Origin of the sequence: Kribbella sp. NPDC004875 (assembly GCF_042873375.1) — a bacterium.
Taxonomy (GTDB): domain Bacteria; phylum Actinomycetota; class Actinomycetes; order Propionibacteriales; family Kribbellaceae; genus Kribbella.
Map to the genome: position 1 here is coordinate 954081 of NZ_JBIALI010000001.1, position 14624 is coordinate 968704.

15 protein-coding genes are annotated in these 14624 nt (G+C 68.5%); 9 read left to right on the forward strand and 6 right to left on the reverse strand.

Annotation, left to right across the window (positions count from 1 at the left end):
• Positions 1-3 precede the first annotated feature (3 nt).
• Both ACFYRH_RS04530 and ACFYRH_RS04535 read right to left on the reverse strand, forming a co-directional pair.
• The gene (locus tag ACFYRH_RS04530; protein ID WP_387768000.1) at positions 4-3375 is read right to left on the reverse strand and encodes a phosphodiester glycosidase family protein; all 3372 of its coding nucleotides are present in this window, start codon (positions 3373-3375) and stop codon (positions 4-6) included.
• 142 nt (positions 3376-3517) lie between these two features.
• On the reverse strand, positions 3518-3841 hold the full coding sequence (locus ACFYRH_RS04535; RefSeq protein ID WP_387768003.1) for a rhodanese-like domain-containing protein: 324 nt from the start codon (positions 3839-3841) through the stop codon (positions 3518-3520).
• Positions 3842-3967: 126 nt separating this feature from the next.
• Between ACFYRH_RS04535 and ACFYRH_RS04540 the strand changes: the two genes are divergently transcribed.
• Both ACFYRH_RS04540 and ACFYRH_RS04545 read left to right on the forward strand, forming a co-directional pair.
• Entirely contained in the window at positions 3968-4804 is an 837-nt protein-coding gene (locus ACFYRH_RS04540) for a hypothetical protein (RefSeq protein ID WP_387768006.1), read from the forward strand.
• Positions 4805-4876: 72 nt separating this feature from the next.
• Positions 4877-5833: a trypsin-like serine peptidase gene (locus ACFYRH_RS04545; RefSeq protein ID WP_387768008.1), complete on the forward strand. Its 957-nt coding sequence runs from the start codon at positions 4877-4879 to the stop codon at positions 5831-5833.
• On the opposite strand, the gene ACFYRH_RS04550 is transcribed toward ACFYRH_RS04545, so the two are convergent.
• Together ACFYRH_RS04550 and ACFYRH_RS04555 are read right to left on the reverse strand one after the other, a co-directional pair.
• A complete protein-coding gene (locus ACFYRH_RS04550) occupies positions 5830-6267 on the reverse strand; it encodes a DUF2871 domain-containing protein (RefSeq protein ID WP_387768011.1) in 438 nt (145 codons plus the stop codon). The genes ACFYRH_RS04545 and ACFYRH_RS04550 overlap by 4 nt on opposite strands.
• A 10-nt stretch (positions 6268-6277) precedes the next feature.
• Positions 6278-7135, reverse strand: a complete 858-nt coding sequence (locus ACFYRH_RS04555) for a DNA-formamidopyrimidine glycosylase family protein (RefSeq protein WP_387768014.1) — start codon at positions 7133-7135, stop codon at positions 6278-6280.
• Between the two features lie 102 nt (positions 7136-7237).
• Here ACFYRH_RS04555 and ACFYRH_RS04560 point away from each other — a divergent pair, with 102 nt between their 5' ends.
• Positions 7238-7378: a hypothetical protein gene (locus tag ACFYRH_RS04560; RefSeq protein ID WP_387768016.1), complete on the forward strand. Its 141-nt coding sequence runs from the start codon at positions 7238-7240 to the stop codon at positions 7376-7378.
• Here ACFYRH_RS04560 and ACFYRH_RS04565 read toward each other — a convergent pair.
• The gene (locus ACFYRH_RS04565) at positions 7372-8196 is read right to left on the reverse strand and encodes a class I SAM-dependent methyltransferase (protein ID WP_387768019.1); all 825 of its coding nucleotides are present in this window, start codon (positions 8194-8196) and stop codon (positions 7372-7374) included. The genes ACFYRH_RS04560 and ACFYRH_RS04565 overlap by 7 nt on opposite strands.
• Before the next feature lie 118 nt (positions 8197-8314).
• Between ACFYRH_RS04565 and ACFYRH_RS04570 the strand changes: the two genes are divergently transcribed.
• Positions 8315-9496, forward strand: coding sequence for a DUF418 domain-containing protein (locus ACFYRH_RS04570; RefSeq protein ID WP_387768022.1), 1182 nt, complete (start codon positions 8315-8317; stop codon positions 9494-9496).
• On the opposite strand, the gene ACFYRH_RS04575 is transcribed toward ACFYRH_RS04570, so the two are convergent.
• Positions 9484-9753, reverse strand: coding sequence for a hypothetical protein (locus ACFYRH_RS04575; RefSeq protein ID WP_387768025.1), 270 nt, complete (start codon positions 9751-9753; stop codon positions 9484-9486). The genes ACFYRH_RS04570 and ACFYRH_RS04575 overlap by 13 nt on opposite strands.
• An 82-nt stretch (positions 9754-9835) precedes the next feature.
• Between ACFYRH_RS04575 and ACFYRH_RS04580 the strand changes: the two genes are divergently transcribed.
• The 5 genes from ACFYRH_RS04580 to ACFYRH_RS04600 all read left to right on the forward strand — a co-directional run bounded on the left by ACFYRH_RS04580 (position 9836) and on the right by ACFYRH_RS04600 (position 14614).
• Complete coding sequence (locus ACFYRH_RS04580) at positions 9836-10789, forward strand: helix-turn-helix domain-containing protein (protein WP_387768028.1); 954 nt, start codon at positions 9836-9838, stop codon at positions 10787-10789.
• Positions 10790-10957: 168 nt separating this feature from the next.
• Positions 10958-11971: an acyltransferase family protein gene (locus ACFYRH_RS04585; RefSeq protein WP_387768031.1), complete on the forward strand. Its 1014-nt coding sequence runs from the start codon at positions 10958-10960 to the stop codon at positions 11969-11971.
• 58 nt (positions 11972-12029) lie between these two features.
• Positions 12030-12725 (forward strand): PadR family transcriptional regulator, encoded by a 696-nt coding sequence (locus ACFYRH_RS04590; protein ID WP_387768034.1) that lies wholly within the window; start codon positions 12030-12032, stop codon positions 12723-12725.
• Between the two features lie 144 nt (positions 12726-12869).
• Complete coding sequence (locus tag ACFYRH_RS04595; protein WP_387768037.1) at positions 12870-13850, forward strand: ATP-binding cassette domain-containing protein; 981 nt, start codon at positions 12870-12872, stop codon at positions 13848-13850.
• On the forward strand, positions 13847-14614 hold the full coding sequence (locus ACFYRH_RS04600) for an ABC transporter permease (protein WP_387768040.1): 768 nt from the start codon (positions 13847-13849) through the stop codon (positions 14612-14614). The genes ACFYRH_RS04595 and ACFYRH_RS04600 overlap by 4 nt, the downstream gene beginning before the upstream one ends.
• The last annotated feature ends 10 nt before the right edge of the window (positions 14615-14624 follow it).

Here is a 14624-nt window from a genome sequence, read left to right on the forward strand (position 1 = left end):
AACCTACCAATTGACCGTGATGGTGGTGCTCTGCGAGACCCCGTTCACGGTCACGCCCAGCTGAGCGGTGCCAGGACGCAGCGCGGTCACCTGACCGGTCGCCGGGTCGTACGACGCGACGGCCCAGAACGGCGCGGTCTTCGCCGGACCGACGTACAGCTGCTGCGAACCCCACCAGTCGGACGACACCGGGAACGCCACCGGAACCCGACGGCTGTCCTGGACGACGGTCGCCGCCGCCGGACCGGTCTGGCCGCGACGCAGCGTCGCCGGCGCGGACAGCTCGAGCGAGTCGACGTGCGGCCGCAGCTCGACCTGGAACCAGGACCGCTCCGGCGCCGACCAGTTCCGCTCGCCCGCGGCCGCCGCGGGAACCTTCGGGTCGATCCCGACCAGCGCCCACCCGGTGAAGCCACCGGCGTCCGGAGCGGCAGCCGGCGACTTGCCCGAGTTTCCGGTCAGCGGCAGCAGTACGCCGTCCGTGCGCGTCGCCGCGAACGTTCCCGCGTGGCCCGCCATGTACGCCGCACCCTTGCCCGTCGAGGCCCGGAAGTCGGCCAGCCACTTCACGATCATCGCGGCTTCCTTGCGGTCACCGAGCTGCGAGTTCTGCGTCGGCGACGGGTCGTCGACCGGGTGGTGCGCCATCACGACGACGCTCGTGATCGACCGGTCCCGCGCCGCGGAGTCGAGCTGCTTGCGGAGGTCGAGGATCTGGTCGAACCCACCGGCTCGCAGCGACCCGAGCGACGAGTCGCGCAGGACGAACCGGGTGCCCTTGTGGTCGAACGTGCTGGTCGTGGCGCCGAAGACCTTCTTCCACTCGGACAGGTCACCCGGCCCGTAGGTCTCGTGGTTTCCCGGCACGTAGTGCACCGGCACCTTTCCGGCCACTTCCTCGTCGATGATCTGCTTGGCCAGCGCGATGTCCGGACCGAACGCCCGGTCGACGAAGTCGCCGTTGATCACCAGGAAGTCCGGGTTCTGCGCGAGCGCCTCGCGGATCGTCCGCCGGGCCTGCTTCACGAAGTCCGAGTTCGGGTCGTCGGAGGTGAACTGCGCGTCCGACATCACCGCGAACCGCCAGCGGCCGCTGGTCTGCACGGTTCCGTCGGTGACCACCATCGGGTCGATGACCTTCGCCGGCGGGTCCATCGTCACGGGCGGCGCGCTGCGCACGGTCAGGTCGTCGATCACGATCCGCCCGGAGTACTGCCGGGTCGGTGAGGTCTCCACGACGTAGATCCGCCAGAACCGCAGCGGCATCGCGAGTCCCGGCGGGATGTCCGCCTCGACGTACTTCCAGCCGGTCCAGTCGACCGTGGCGGCGAGGTTCAGCGTCTGCGCCGTACCGCCCGCCGCGTCGTACGCGTTCGCGCGCAGCCACGCGCCCTTGCCGTCGCCGTACACCCAGGCGCCGAGCTTCTGCGGCTGCCCCGGCAACGTCTGCTGCGGAGTCTGCGACAGGTACGCCGCTCGCGTCGCAGTGCTGCCCGTCAGCGAATAGTCGAGCGCGATCGCCTGGCCGCCGTCATGCCCCTCCGCGGCGGACCGCGACGCCGTCGCCGCACCGACCGGTACGGCGTTCGCCGCCCACTTCGTGACGTCGTCGAGCTCGTCGACCACGGTGCTCGCGAGACCGGCCGTGACACTGAGCTGAGTACTGAGACCGCCGACCGTCGCCGTCACCACGGCCGACACCGCATCGTTGCTCAGGGCACTGGCCTCGAACCCATTGCCCTTCGCAACGATCTTGATCTTCGCCGGGTCGTAGCTGAGCTTCACGTCCCGCGGCTCGATCCAGGTGGAGAAGCCGTCGGCGTCGTACCCGTCGATCTCGAAGAAGCCCTTGGCGGCAGTGTCGGCCAGCGAGACCTGACGAGTCGACGGTGCGAGGCGGGTCGGCGTACCGAGGACTGTCATCGGGAACCTTCCGTTCGCCGCACCGCGAGTGGCGGTGACGATCGCGTCGCCCGCCTTGCGGCCGGTGACCACACCGTGCTGATCGACGCGGACGTTGCTGCCGGCGTACCAGAGCGGCGTACCCGTGGCGGGGGCGTAGGTCTCGTCGTACCCGGTCGCCTTGAGGACGCGGCTGAGGCCGGTGAGGACGCGTGCGCTGCGGGACAGGTCGGCGTCCTGATCGGCCTCGGCGGTGCCGGTCGACTCGACACGGAAGCCGGTGAGCTTGCCGGAACCCTTGACCGGCAGCAGGCCGAGGCCGTTCGGGATCAGCCGCTCACCGCCGTCCGACGGGTCGTTGACGACCTTCGGCGCGGCCTGGCCCGGGGTCCGGGCGAGCATCGTCGAGGAGCCGCCACCGTCCAGGTTCAGGGCGTCGGAGGCGCCGAGGCTGATCATCAGCTCGCCCATCTCCTTCAGCGACAGGCCGCGGGAGCCGGTCGCCCGGCCGTCGACGGTGAGCAGGATCATCCGGCTGCCGTCGGCGTCGAACCCGATCGCGGTCCGCGGCGCGAGGTCGGCGTCCGGCACCGTGTCCGGGACCTTGCCGTCCTTCGCGAGCTGGTAGTTGCCGCTGACCGCGGTCGCGACATCGGCGGCGTCCGGGCGCAGGCCGTACTCGACGTCGACCTTGTCGCCGACCGCGAACGCGGCCAGCGCGTCAGCACCCGCCTCGCGACCGATCAGCGCCTGCTCGCCGGCGACCAACGAGGTGGTGGCCGGAGTGGTGGCCGAGCTGACGACCACTCCGTCGCGAAGGATCACCTCGCGGACGGTCGGCAGGCCGTCGACGGTCCGGGTCCGGGCCGCGTCGCCCCACTCCGGGGTGTAGAGGCCGATTCCGCCGCTGTTGACGGCCGGCGAGTTGAGGTTGGTCAGTTCGAGCTTGATGGCGCCGTCGACCGCCGTACCCTGCAGGAACAGCTGGGCGATCTTGCCGAGGCCGTCCTTGCCGATCACCGCGGTGTCGTTGTGCCCGGCGGCCGGCGCGTTCAGCAGCTTGCCGCTCTGCTCGACGCCGACACCGAGCGGTGCGGTGGTGTCGTTGATGTCGAAGAAGTCGCCGTTCACGCCGGCGATCGCGCCCTTGCGGGCGAGCTGCCGGCTGAGCGGCTGGCCGCCGGACACCTTGCCGTCGTTGGTGACCAGGTCGACGGTGACGCCGTGCTTGTCCAGGTCGGTGTCGAGGATGTCGCCGCGTTGCCAGCCCTTCGGGTCGAGGCGCTCGAACGACGTGTAGTTCACCCCCGGCGCGACCGGTCCGTCGACGCGGGACGTCAGTACGCCGTCCTCCGCGATCGCGGCGTCGGTGATCCCCGGCCTGGCGGTCTGGCCGAGGGCCGGGTTGACGAGGACGCCGGCCAACAGACCACCAACGCCGAGCGCTGTGGTCAACGGACGGATGAGCGACACAGGAGCCTCCCACGGTGGACGGACGCGGTTATCCGACGCCGCGCGCGCTACCGCCGTGTGAGGCGCAGGTGTACGACGATCAACCGACCGGTGACAAAGTAACGCCTGCAGTCACTCTGTGGAAGGTTTTCTTCTCGATCCGTCAGTTCGTGCTGACCGGACGACCCGAGGTCTGCCAGGCGTGCATGCCGCCGTCGAGGTTGATCGCCTCCCGGCCGAGCTGGTTCAGGAACTGGGTGGCCATCCCGGACCGGCCGCCGACCGCGCAGACGCAGAGCACCTTCTGGTCCACCGGCACCTCGCCGACGCGCTCCTGCAACTCGCCGAGCGGGATGTGCGTGGCGCCCTCGATGTGCCCGCGGTCCCACTCGTCCGGCTCGCGCACGTCGAGCACGAACGCCTCCGCGAGCAGGTCGTCGTCGAGCTCGGCCACCACAACGGAAGGAATCTCCTGGTTCCGGAACATGCCCGCAAGCATGGCAGACCTACCCAACCGGGCGCCGCACGGTGACCCCGCGTGCTGCCGCGACCCGGGGATAACCGATTGACCCCGGCGAGCGGATGTCGGAAGAGTGGCTCGGAGGAGGCTGCGGTGGCACTGATTCAGGGGATCCCGGGGGAATTCGAGCCGCAACCCTGGGGAGAGGCGATTCTGCGGAGTCACCGACTCCTGCTGCTCCGGATCGCGCGTCGGCCGGCCGATGACGAAGTACGCCTGCCCGGTCTGGTCACGATGCCGCTGCACGTCGTCGAGGACCGCACCGGCAAGGCGTTGACCTGGCGCCGGGACGGTGCCGACCTCGTCGTCCGGCTGCCCGACTCGGGTGATCCGCCGGTCGTCCGCGTCGCATTGCAGGGCAAACTGCGGATCGTCCCGCCCGACACGGTCACCGCGAACGCCGACGGCGTCTGGGACGTCACCCCGCTGGGTACGACGGCACACCTGGTCGCCCGTCGGACCGCTGCTGTCGCCATCCGGTTCGTCGGCATGGTCGCGCCGGACAGCCGGCACCAGATCCGCCTGGCCGGTCGCCGGTGCGGCGTCACCGGTCAGCAGCTCACCCGGACCACGATCGGCCCGTTCCCGATGCCGGCCGACCGCGTCGTCCCGTTGGCCGTCCCGACCGGCGTACGGCGAGTGCTTGTCGCACCCGTCGGGACAGTGCTGGCGTCGATCCACCCGGGCCGCGACGAGATCACGGTGGTGGTGACCAACTTCGGACGTACGCCGGTGCGCGGCGAGGTCGAGCTCCCGTTGCCACCCGATTGGTCGGCGAGCGAGCAGTTCTGGACGTTCGACGGTCTCGAGCCCGGGCGGTCCGTCGGGTGGGTCACGCGGGTCGCCGGTCCGGACGGCGACCACGAGCTGCGGGTCCGGTTGGAAGCGGGACGACGGTCGGCTTCATCACCGTATGTCATCCACCTGTGACGGCTTGCATTCCGAGAGCGCTTCACCTCTACTGGCAGTGATCGATCTCCCGCCCCGATCGAGGAGTCACGCATGCGCAGAACGACCGTTCGCCTGCTCGCCGCCGGAATCCTGCTGGTCACCGGAGCCGCCGTCGCTCCCGCCGCAGCCGCCCCAGCTCCTGATACCGGTCCCGCCGCGACCACCGCCGTACGGGCGCCTGCGCTGCCGGCGAAGGCCCGCGCCGGTGCACTGGACGCGACCGGGTATTGGACTGCCGAGAAACTGCGGACCGCCATCCCGGCCGACCTGCCGTCCAGCACCGCCGGAACCCCTTTGAAACAAGGGACTTCCAGCGGGGTCACATCCAAGCCGGTCGCGCCACTGCGGACCAAGGTCGTCAACGACGCGGTCCCGAGTACGGCCGGGAAGTTGTTCTTCACCGACAACGGGCTGAACTACGTGTGCTCGGCGTCCACCATCAACAACGGCTACAAGAACCTGATCATCACCGCCGGCCACTGTGTGCACAGCGGGCAAGGCGGTGCGTGGCACTCGAACATCGTGTTCGCGCCCGCGTACTACAACGGCCAGTCGGGTTACGGCCTGTGGAACTGGAGCCAGGCGCGCGCGTTCAACTCCTGGATCAACAGCAGCGACTTCACCCACGACCAGGCGTTCGTCACGCTGCAGCAGCGCAACGGCGCGAACCTGATCGACACGGTCGGCGGCAACGGGCTCGTCTGGGGCAACTCGACCAGCCAGGCGGGCACCCGGATCTGGGGCTGGCCGGCCGAACCGCCGTACAACGGTGAGGTGCCGTACTACTGCGACGGCACCACGTACGCGTGGGGCGGTTCGGACGCGGCGCTGACCTGCTCGATGAACGGTGGGGCGAGCGGCGGTCCGTGGCTGAAGGACCGTATCGACGCCAACCTCGGGTACGTGTTCGCGGTGACCTCGCGCCGGACGACCAGCGGTACGCCGACGTTGCTGTCGACCCCGAACACGCCCGACGTGAAGACCATGTTCGACCAGATGACGACCTAGGCGGCTTCGACCTTCTCCTGGGCAGCCTGCTCCTTCTCGGGCAGGCACTTGCCGAGGTTGATGAAGAAGAAGATCAGGCCGAGGGTGATCGTGATGTGACCCAGGCCGGAGATCCCGTCGAGCGCGGGACCGGCCTGGTGGCCCAGCACGGTCATGGTGCCGCGAAGCAGCATCATCCCGACGGTCAGTGCGAGCCCGGCGTTGTAGACCCAGAAGAACGCCGTGAACAGCTTGCCCGCGGTCAGGGTGAAGAGCTTCTCGAGCGCGAGCACGATCAGGAAGAACAGCATCCCCAGCGCCAGGATGTGGGTGTGGACGACGCCGAGCTGGGAGTCGCCGGTGAAGTCGTTGAGTTTGGTGAGCTCGCGGTAGTACAGCCCGCTGATCAGCCCGAGAATCATGTAGACGTGCGCTGCCACGTAGATCTTCCGCATGGGCGGGAACCTACTTCAGCAGCTTCGACATCCTTCGGTCGGCCAGCGGCTTGCCGCCGGTCTGACACGTCGCGCAGTACTGCAGGGAGGAGTCGGCGAAGCTGACCTCGCGGACGATGTCGCCGCAGATCGGGCACTTCTGGCCCTTCCGGCCGTGCACGCGGAGGCCGGACTTCTTCTCACCCTTCAGGTCCTGGACCGCGAGGCCGGCGGACCGGTCGACGGCGTCCCGGAGAGTCTCGAGCATCGCGTCGTACAACGTCTTCAGCTCGTCGTCGGACAGGTTCGACGCGGGTTTGAAGGGGCTCATCTTGGCGACGTGCAGGATCTCGTCGGAGTAGGCGTTACCGATCCCGGCGATCACCGACTGGTTCCGCAGGACGCCCTTGAGTTGGACGCGGCCCGCTTTCTGCAGGATTGCGCCGAAGTCGTCGAGCGAGAGGGTGAACGGGTCGGGGCCGAGGCGGGCGATGCCGGGCACCTCGTCGACGTCGCGGACGACGTACACCGCGAGCTTCTTCTGGGTGCCGGCCTCGGTCAGGTCGAACCCGGAGCCGTCGTCGAGCACCGTCCGGAGCGCGATCGGGCCCTTCCCCGGGCGGACCAGGCCGGTGTTCTGCTCTTCTTTCCAGCGCAGCCAGCCGGCTCGCGCCAGGTGGATCACCAGGTGCACGCCCTGCGCCGAGATGTCCAGGAACTTCCCGTGCCGCTGCACGTCGTCGATCAACAATCCGACCATCGCCGAGATCGGCGGGTCATACGTCTTCAGCGCACTGATCGCGGTGATGTCGGCCCGCACGAACGCATGCCCCACCGCGCGCTCCCGCAGAAACACCGCCAACGACTCCACCTCAGGCAACTCAGGCACCCCTCTAGTGTGCCCGACGCCAGGGACAGTTCCGGAGGATCACCCATGGTGAGGGGTTGTGGGGGCGGGTAGCGTCTTGGGCAAGAGCTGAGGGAGGCCCTGATGGGGTTTGTCAAGACGTTGGTCAAGGGCGCAGTGGTCGCCAAGTTGGTGCAGGTCGCGCAGCGGGAGCTGAGCAAGCCGGAGAACCAGCAGAAGATCAAGCAGGCGGTGCAGAAGGTGCAGCAGCGCCGGGCTCACTGAGCTGGTTTGTGCGCCTGCAGGGTGTAGGTGGCGGCCAGGCGGTTCGGATTCTCCGTCAGGCGCCACTCACCTTCGGCGTCCTCGGTCATCAGACCGGGCAGGGCGTTCCACGGGGCACTGTCGTGCTCGGTGAGGGAGTCGAACACCAGGCCGGACTTCTGAACGGCGGTGATGATCTCGCCGAGCCCGTGGTTCCATTCGTGCGTCACGGTCGAGTCGAAGTCGGCGTCGGTGTCGACGTACGTGCCGCCCTCGTCGACGACGATCGGCTCGACCGTCTCGAAGTACGAGTAGCGCGCCTCCGGGACCTCCGTCCCCGCGTCCAGCGCCCACAGCATCGGGTGCCCCTCGCGGACGAACAACCGGCCACCGGGCTTCAGCAAACCGGCGACCACGTCGGCCCACCGCTGGATGTCCGGGAGCCAGCACAGCGCCCCGATCCCGGTGTAGACGAAGTCGTACGACCCCGCGCCGAGCACCTCGACCGCGTCGTACGCGTCGGCGACGTGGAAGTCCATCGACAACCCGAGCCGTTCCGCGAGCGACCGGGCCTGCTCGATCGCCGGTGCCGAGAAGTCCAGCGCACTCATCCGCGCCCCGAGCCGCGCCAGCGACACGGAGTCGGTGCCGATGTGGCACTGCAGATGCACGCCGCGTAACCCGGCGATGTCCCCGAGCCGCGGCCGGTCGAACCGCACCACCCCACTGAGGTACGACGGGTCGTCCAGGAACTCCTTGACGTGGTAATCGGGTGACGCGACATGCGCCGGCACCCGCTCGTCCCAGTTGGCACGGTTCACGTCTCGGTAGTCGCCCACGACTCGAACTGTCCCACACTGTCTCGGGGATCGCCTCTGGTTTGGTGGAGCTAACTCCACCCTCGGAGAGGTGTCAGCGCGACTGTGCGACGAGCCCTGCGCTGATGTGCTGGAGCCTATGGGCCAGGTACTGGATCGGACGCGTATTCAGGACATCGACGCGCTGCGTGGTTTCGCCCTTCTGGGCATCTTGATCGTGAACATCACCTTCGCGGCCTCGGGCTTCCCGATCCACGTCGCCCAGGACCCGGCGTACGACTCCTGGCTCGACCACTCGGTGCACTGGCTGTCGTCGGCCTTCGTGGACATGAAGTTCTATCTGCTGTTCTCGTTCCTCTTCGGGTACAGCTTCCAGTTGCAGATGCAGGCGGCGCAGCGAGCGGGCGCCGCGTTCAAGCCGCGGATGCTGCGACGGCTCGGCGGGCTGTTCGTGCTCGGTGTCCTGCACGGCGTCTTCCTGATCACCGGCGACATCCTCAGCGTGTACGCGATCATCGGTCTGGTCCTGCTCGGTATGCGCCGGGTGCAGGACCGTACAGCGCTCATCGTTGCCGGCTCGGTCTACGCGTACCTCTTCGTCACTCTCGGGATCGCAGCGCTGTTCGTGGACTCGGCCGCGATCCTGGACCCGCCGACGGCAGTCGCCGCGGCGCAGCAGACGGCGGCGAACCTGGCGGGCTCGTTCAGCGATGTGATCGGCGAGCACCTCCGGGCGCTGCCGACGTACGGACTCTCGCTGCTGACTGTGCAGGGTCCGACGACGCTGGCCGCGTTCCTGGTCGGCATGGTCGCCGGCCGGCGGCGGCTGCTGCAGAACGTCGACGGCTCCGATGCCATGCTGCGCCTCGTCCAGGTGGTCGGCTTCGCGATCGGTATCACCGGCGGCATCGTCTACGCGTCCGGCGGCAACGGCGACACCAGGTCGGTGCTGATGAGTGTGATGACAGCGCCGTTCCTCACGGCCGCGTACGTCGCGACGCTGCTGAGGTTCATGCACTCGGACAGAGGAGACGACATCCGCCGCCTGCTCGCGCCCGCCGGCCGGATGGCGCTGTCGAACTACATCGGCCAGTCGGTGGCGACCGTGCTGATCTTCACCGGCGTCGGATTCGGACTCGTCGGCCAGGTGTCCCCGCTGGAGACGCTCGGCCTCGCCGTCGGGATCTTTGTCGTGCAGGTGATCCTGAGCCACATCTGGCTGGGCAACTTCCGCTACGGTCCGGTGGAAGGCGCCCTGCGGGCGGTCACGAACGCGACCGCCCCCAGTTGGCGCAAAGCATCGCTCGATCAGGCCGCGTGACGGCCGTGGTCGGTGAAGAGCCGGGCGGTGCGGATCGTGTGCACGGTCCCGGTGGTCGAAACGGGCTTGTGGTTGAAGGGCTTGGCCGCACCGCCGAGGGCGAGCAGGTCGAGCTTGGTCCGGGCCAGATCACGGTCGTCGGCGACCCAGGAACCCCGCGGTCCGGCGGCCGGACCGGTCGAGTGGCGCCTGTTGCTGATCTCCAGAGCCGCGATCACGGCCAGCGCGAGTACTGCGAGAAGAAGATATCCGGTCATGGCAGTAATGATTCTACCAACCAGATTCTGCCACCAGTGGCACTATTGACATACATGCACAAATTCCTGCCATACTGATCAGATGCTCCGGAAGATCGCTGTCGTCCTGATGGAGGACGTCGCCCTGTTCGAGTTCGGCGTGCTGGCCGAGGTCTTCGGACTGGACCGCACCGACGACGGTGTGCCGCCGTTCGACTTCAAGGTGTGCTCGACCACGCCCGGCGTCCCGATGGAGACCAGCACGCACTCCCAGGTGATCGCGCCGTACGGGCTGGAGGAGCTCGAGGACGCCGACCTGATCGGCATCCCCGCCACCACCTGGCGGCACGAGTACGACGAACGCGTCCTGGACGCGCTCCGGACGGCGAACGCCCGCGGCGCGATCCTGCTGACGGTCTGCTCCGGTGCCTTCGTGCTCGGTGCCGCCGGCCTGCTCGACGGGCGATGCTGCACCACGCACTGGCGGTACGCCGACAAGTTCACGCAGCAGTTCCCGACCGCGAAACTCGACCCGGACGTGCTGTTCGTCGACGACGGCGACATCATCACCAGCGCCGGCACCGCGGCCGGGATCGACGCCTGCCTGCACCTGGTCCGCCGCGAGCTCGGCAGTGCGGTCGCGACCCGGATCGCCCGCCGGATGGTGGTCCCGCCGCAACGCGACGGCGGCCAGCGGCAGTACGTCGAGGTGCCGGTGCCCGAGTCGTCCAGCGAGAGCCTGCAGCCGGTCCTGGACTGGATGGTCGACAACCTGCACATCGAGCACACGGTGCCGGCGCTGGCCAGGCGCGCCCAGATGTCCGAGCGCACCTTCGCCCGCCGCTTCGTCGCCGAGACCGGGACGACGCCGTTGAAGTGGGTCACCACCCAACGCGTGCTGCGCGCCCGCACGCTGCTCGAGCAGACCCGGATGGGGATCGAGCAGATCGCCTCCGAGTCCGGGTTCGGCACCGCGGCACTGCTGCGGCACCACTTCCGCCGCGTGGTCGGCGTACCGCCACAGGACTACCGCCGGACATTCCAAACCGCCGGCTGATGTGATCAAGGCATCACCCGGCGAATTTGCATCGCCACCCCCTGCTCTGCCTAAGGTCACGAGGGGGTAACGGCCGAAACGATCGGCGAGCGATGCGTAGATGGAGTGAGTTTGACGACGCCGGACTCCCCACGGGAGAAACCTGCCCGCAGGCTGAGCTGGGACGTGGTGCGAGTAGTCGCCGTTCTCGCGGTGATGTTCACGCACACGACGTACATGGGACCGTTCCTGCACCCCGAGCTCGGTGCGCCCCTCGGCAAGTACCCGTTCCAGGTCGGCGCCAGCATCCTGCTGGTGATCAGTGCGTACTTCGTCTGCGTGACGATCCGGAGAGGCTCGACCCACCGCTGGTTGTGGCGCCGGGTCTGCCGGGTGCTCCCGCCGTACCTGATCGCGGTCGTGTTCACGTACGTCGTCCTGGTGAGCTTCGGCCCGAGCAACTGGATCCTGCCGACCCGGCACGACCTCTGGGGGAACCTGACACTGGCGGCCTCGTTCGACCCGACCGTGCAGCTGATCGACGGCTCGTACTGGACATTGCCGCTGCAGCTGATGGCATTCGCCGCCGCGGCGGTGCTCTGGCCCCGTGGCCTCGGCCAGCGGATCACCACGCTGCTCTGGATCATGATCCTCGCGCCGGTCGCGCTGCAGTGGCACGACCGGATCGGTCACAGCCCGCTCTGGGTGATCCAGACCTGGAACGGTCTCGGCCTGCACCGGCTGCAGCTGTTCGCGGTAGGCATCGCGATCTGGCTGTGGGCGCAGCGGCGGATCGGCGTCGCCCATCTCGGCGCACTGATCGTCGCGACCGTCTTCGCGCAGCACGCGCACACCTCGGACCTGCCGTCGTCGCTCGGCATCGGCGTCCTGCTGGTGGTCGTCGCGCTCGCCGCCCGCGGCCCGGACTGGACGGTGTTCGCGCGGTTCCGGCGCCCGATCCAGTTCCTCGCCCGGATCTCCTTCGGGCTGTACCTGCTCAACCAGGTCGTCGGTTACCTGATCGCGTACCGCCTGATGGAGCTCGGCGCGGACCGGCTGGTGCAGATCACCGGCGCGGTGATCGGCGTGATCGGGCTGGCCTGGCTGCTGACGAAGTACGTCGAGGAGCCCGCGTACCGCGCCCTCGCGGCGCTCCGGGTCCGCAGCCTGCCGGCCCGGGCGTTCGCCTGGCTGAATACTTGACATCGGATACCCGTGAACTAATACTCGATTTCGAGTAATCGGAATCGAGGGGGTCCGCATGGCCAGGCGCAAGGTCGGCAATCCGCTGGCGTTCGCCGTGCTCGGGAGTCTGAGCGAGCGGCCGATGCACCCGTACGAGATCTCCACGACGCTCCGGGCCCGCGGCAAGGACCAGAGCATCAAGGTCAACTACGGCTCGCTGTACTCCGTCGTAGCGGCTCTGCAGAAGCACGGTTTCGTCGAGGCGCTGGAGACGGTCCGCGAGGGTAACCGGCCGGAGCGGACCGTGTACCAGATCACCGAGAGCGGGCACGCCGAGTTCACCGACTGGCTCGCCGAGCTGGTCGGTACGCCGTCGCGCGAGTTCCACCCGTTGGAGGCCGGGCTCGCGTACCTCCCCGGTCTGTCACCAGATCGTGCCGTCGAGCTGCTCGAGGAGCGGCTCAAGGCCGTCGACGCGGAGATCGAGGAGATGACCGCGCTGCACAATCACATGTCCGCGACGGAGTTCCCGCGGATCTTCTGGATCGAGTCCGAGTTCCGGCTGGCGTTGCTGCGGGCGGAATCGGCGTACGTCCATCAGCTGGTGGACGAGATCCGGACCGACACGTTGGGCGGTGCCGAGTTCTGGCGCAAGGCCTGGAAGGTCTATCTGACCGACGGCATCAGCCCGGCCGAACAACTGAAGGATCCACTCAAGTACTTCGGGCAGGAGTTCACCTGGATGCAGGCGATTCCGCCGGAAGCCCGGTAAAGAAGACGGCCCTCGACCCACGGTGCGGCAACACCAGGGTCAAGGGCCGCAGTTCCTCGAGTCGGTCCGAAGACCTGGCACCCAAGGCGCAACCACCAGGATAGGCCAGCCTTCCGACCGGCTCCCGTACAAGGGAGTGCACCGATGTCCACGCATGCCATCGAGGCGACCGACCTGGTCAAGACGTACCCGGCCGGCCGCAAGAACCCACCGCTCCGCGCGCTCGACGGCCTGACCGTCGACGTTGCCGAGGGCGTCGTCCTCGGCCTGCTCGGGCCGAACGGCGCCGGCAAGTCCACCACCGTCAAGATCCTCACCACGCTGTCCCGGGCCGACTCCGGCACCGCCCGGGTCGCCGGGTACGACGTCGTCCGCGAACAGGACCAGGTCCGGCACGCGATCGGCTACGTCCCGCAGAAGTCCAGCTCCGACCCGATGGCCACCGGCCGGGAGAACCTCGTGCTCAGCGGCCGGATCTTCGGTCTGTCCCGTCAGCAGGCGATGCAGCGGGCCGCCGAATTGCTGGAGCGCTTCGGTCTCGCGGAGCACGCCGACCGGCCGGCGCGGACGTACTCCGGCGGCATGCAGCGCAAACTGGACGTCGCGCTGGGTCTGGTGCACCGCCCCAAGGTGCTGTTCCTCGACGAGCCGACCACCGGTCTCGACCCGGAAGCACGCGCCGACCTGTGGAACGAAGTACTGCGACTCTCGGGGCAGGAAGGCCTGACGGTCCTGCTCACCACGCATTACCTGGAAGAGGCGGATCGGCTCGCCGGTCGGCTCGCGATCGTCGACCACGGAAAGATCGTTGCCGAGGGCACCCCGGACGCCCTGAAGGCCGCGCTGCGCGGCGACTCGGTGCAGGTCGAACTCGTCGAACCGGACACCGACGGCGATGTCCGGACGTTGCTCACACAGCTGCCCGGTGTCGGCGAGATCGTTGTCGAGGGCAACACCTTGCGCGCGCGGGTCGATCGCGGCGCCACCGCCGTACCCGCGGTGCTCGGAGTGCTGGAGGACAAGGCGGTTCCGGTGGTCGCGGTCACGATGTCGCGGCCGTCGCTGGACGACGTGTACCTGCAGCACACCGGCCGTTCCTTCAAGGTTGCGGAGGATGCGGCATGATCGCGCACACCGGACTCATCCTCGGGCGCTGGACGCGGGCGTCGTACCGGCAGCCGGCGTTGATCGCGTTCACGTTGGTGCAACCCGCGATCTGGCTGCTGCTGTTCGGGCAGCTGTTCCAGGGCGTCGTCCACATCCCGGGCTTCGAGGACTCGACGTACATCGCGTTCCTGACGCCGGGGATCGTGATGATGACCGCGCTGATGACGAGCGGCTGGAGCGGTACGTCGTTCGTGCAGGACATGGAGCGTGGCGTGATGGACCGGATGCTGGCGTCGCCGGTCAGTCGTGGCGGGCTGATGGCGGGACAGTTGCTCAGCAACGCGACGACCACGTTCATCCAGACGGTGCTGGTGTTCGGGATCGGGTTCGCGGCGGGCGCGCGGTACGACGGCGGCATCGGCGGCTACCTGGTCACGATCCTCGCCTCGGTGCTGGTCGGCCTCGCCTTCGGATCGTTGTCGAACGGGGTCGCACTGCTCACCCGGGATCAGAACGCGCTGATCGGGATCTCGCAGTTCGTCTCGCTGCCGCTGACCTTCATGTCGTCGATCATGATCGACCCGGAGGTGGCGCCGCACTGGGTGAACGTCGCGGCCCGCTACAACCCGGTCGACTGGGCGACGGTCGCCGCCCGCGGCGCGCTCGCCGCCGACCCGGACTGGTCGTCGGTGTGGCGGCACTGCGGCTACCTGCTGGCCTTCACCTTGATCGTCGGGTGGCTCTCGACCCGCGCCTTCCGCACGTACCAGCGCTCGGTCTGAGGCAGGCCCG

Excerpts from the sequence above, each read along its gene's own strand:
- ACFYRH_RS04550 (WP_387768011.1), bottom strand. The coding sequence starts at position 6,267 with ATGCGGAAGATCTACGTGGCAGCGCACGTCTACATGATTCTCGGGCTG.
- ACFYRH_RS04535 (WP_387768003.1), bottom strand. The coding sequence starts at position 3,841 with ATGTTCCGGAACCAGGAGATTCCTTCCGTTGTGGTGGCCGAGCTCGAC.
- ACFYRH_RS04570 (WP_387768022.1), top strand. The coding sequence starts at position 8,315 with ATGGGCCAGGTACTGGATCGGACGCGTATTCAGGACATCGACGCGCTG.
- ACFYRH_RS04580 (WP_387768028.1), top strand. The coding sequence starts at position 9,836 with ATGCTCCGGAAGATCGCTGTCGTCCTGATGGAGGACGTCGCCCTGTTC.
- ACFYRH_RS04545 (WP_387768008.1), top strand. The coding sequence starts at position 4,877 with ATGCGCAGAACGACCGTTCGCCTGCTCGCCGCCGGAATCCTGCTGGTC.
- ACFYRH_RS04600 (WP_387768040.1), top strand. The coding sequence starts at position 13,847 with ATGATCGCGCACACCGGACTCATCCTCGGGCGCTGGACGCGGGCGTCG.
- ACFYRH_RS04590 (WP_387768034.1), top strand. The coding sequence starts at position 12,030 with ATGGCCAGGCGCAAGGTCGGCAATCCGCTGGCGTTCGCCGTGCTCGGG.
- ACFYRH_RS04575 (WP_387768025.1), bottom strand. The coding sequence starts at position 9,753 with ATGACCGGATATCTTCTTCTCGCAGTACTCGCGCTGGCCGTGATCGCG.
- ACFYRH_RS04560 (WP_387768016.1), top strand. The coding sequence starts at position 7,238 with ATGGGGTTTGTCAAGACGTTGGTCAAGGGCGCAGTGGTCGCCAAGTTG.
- ACFYRH_RS04595 (WP_387768037.1), top strand. The coding sequence starts at position 12,870 with ATGTCCACGCATGCCATCGAGGCGACCGACCTGGTCAAGACGTACCCG.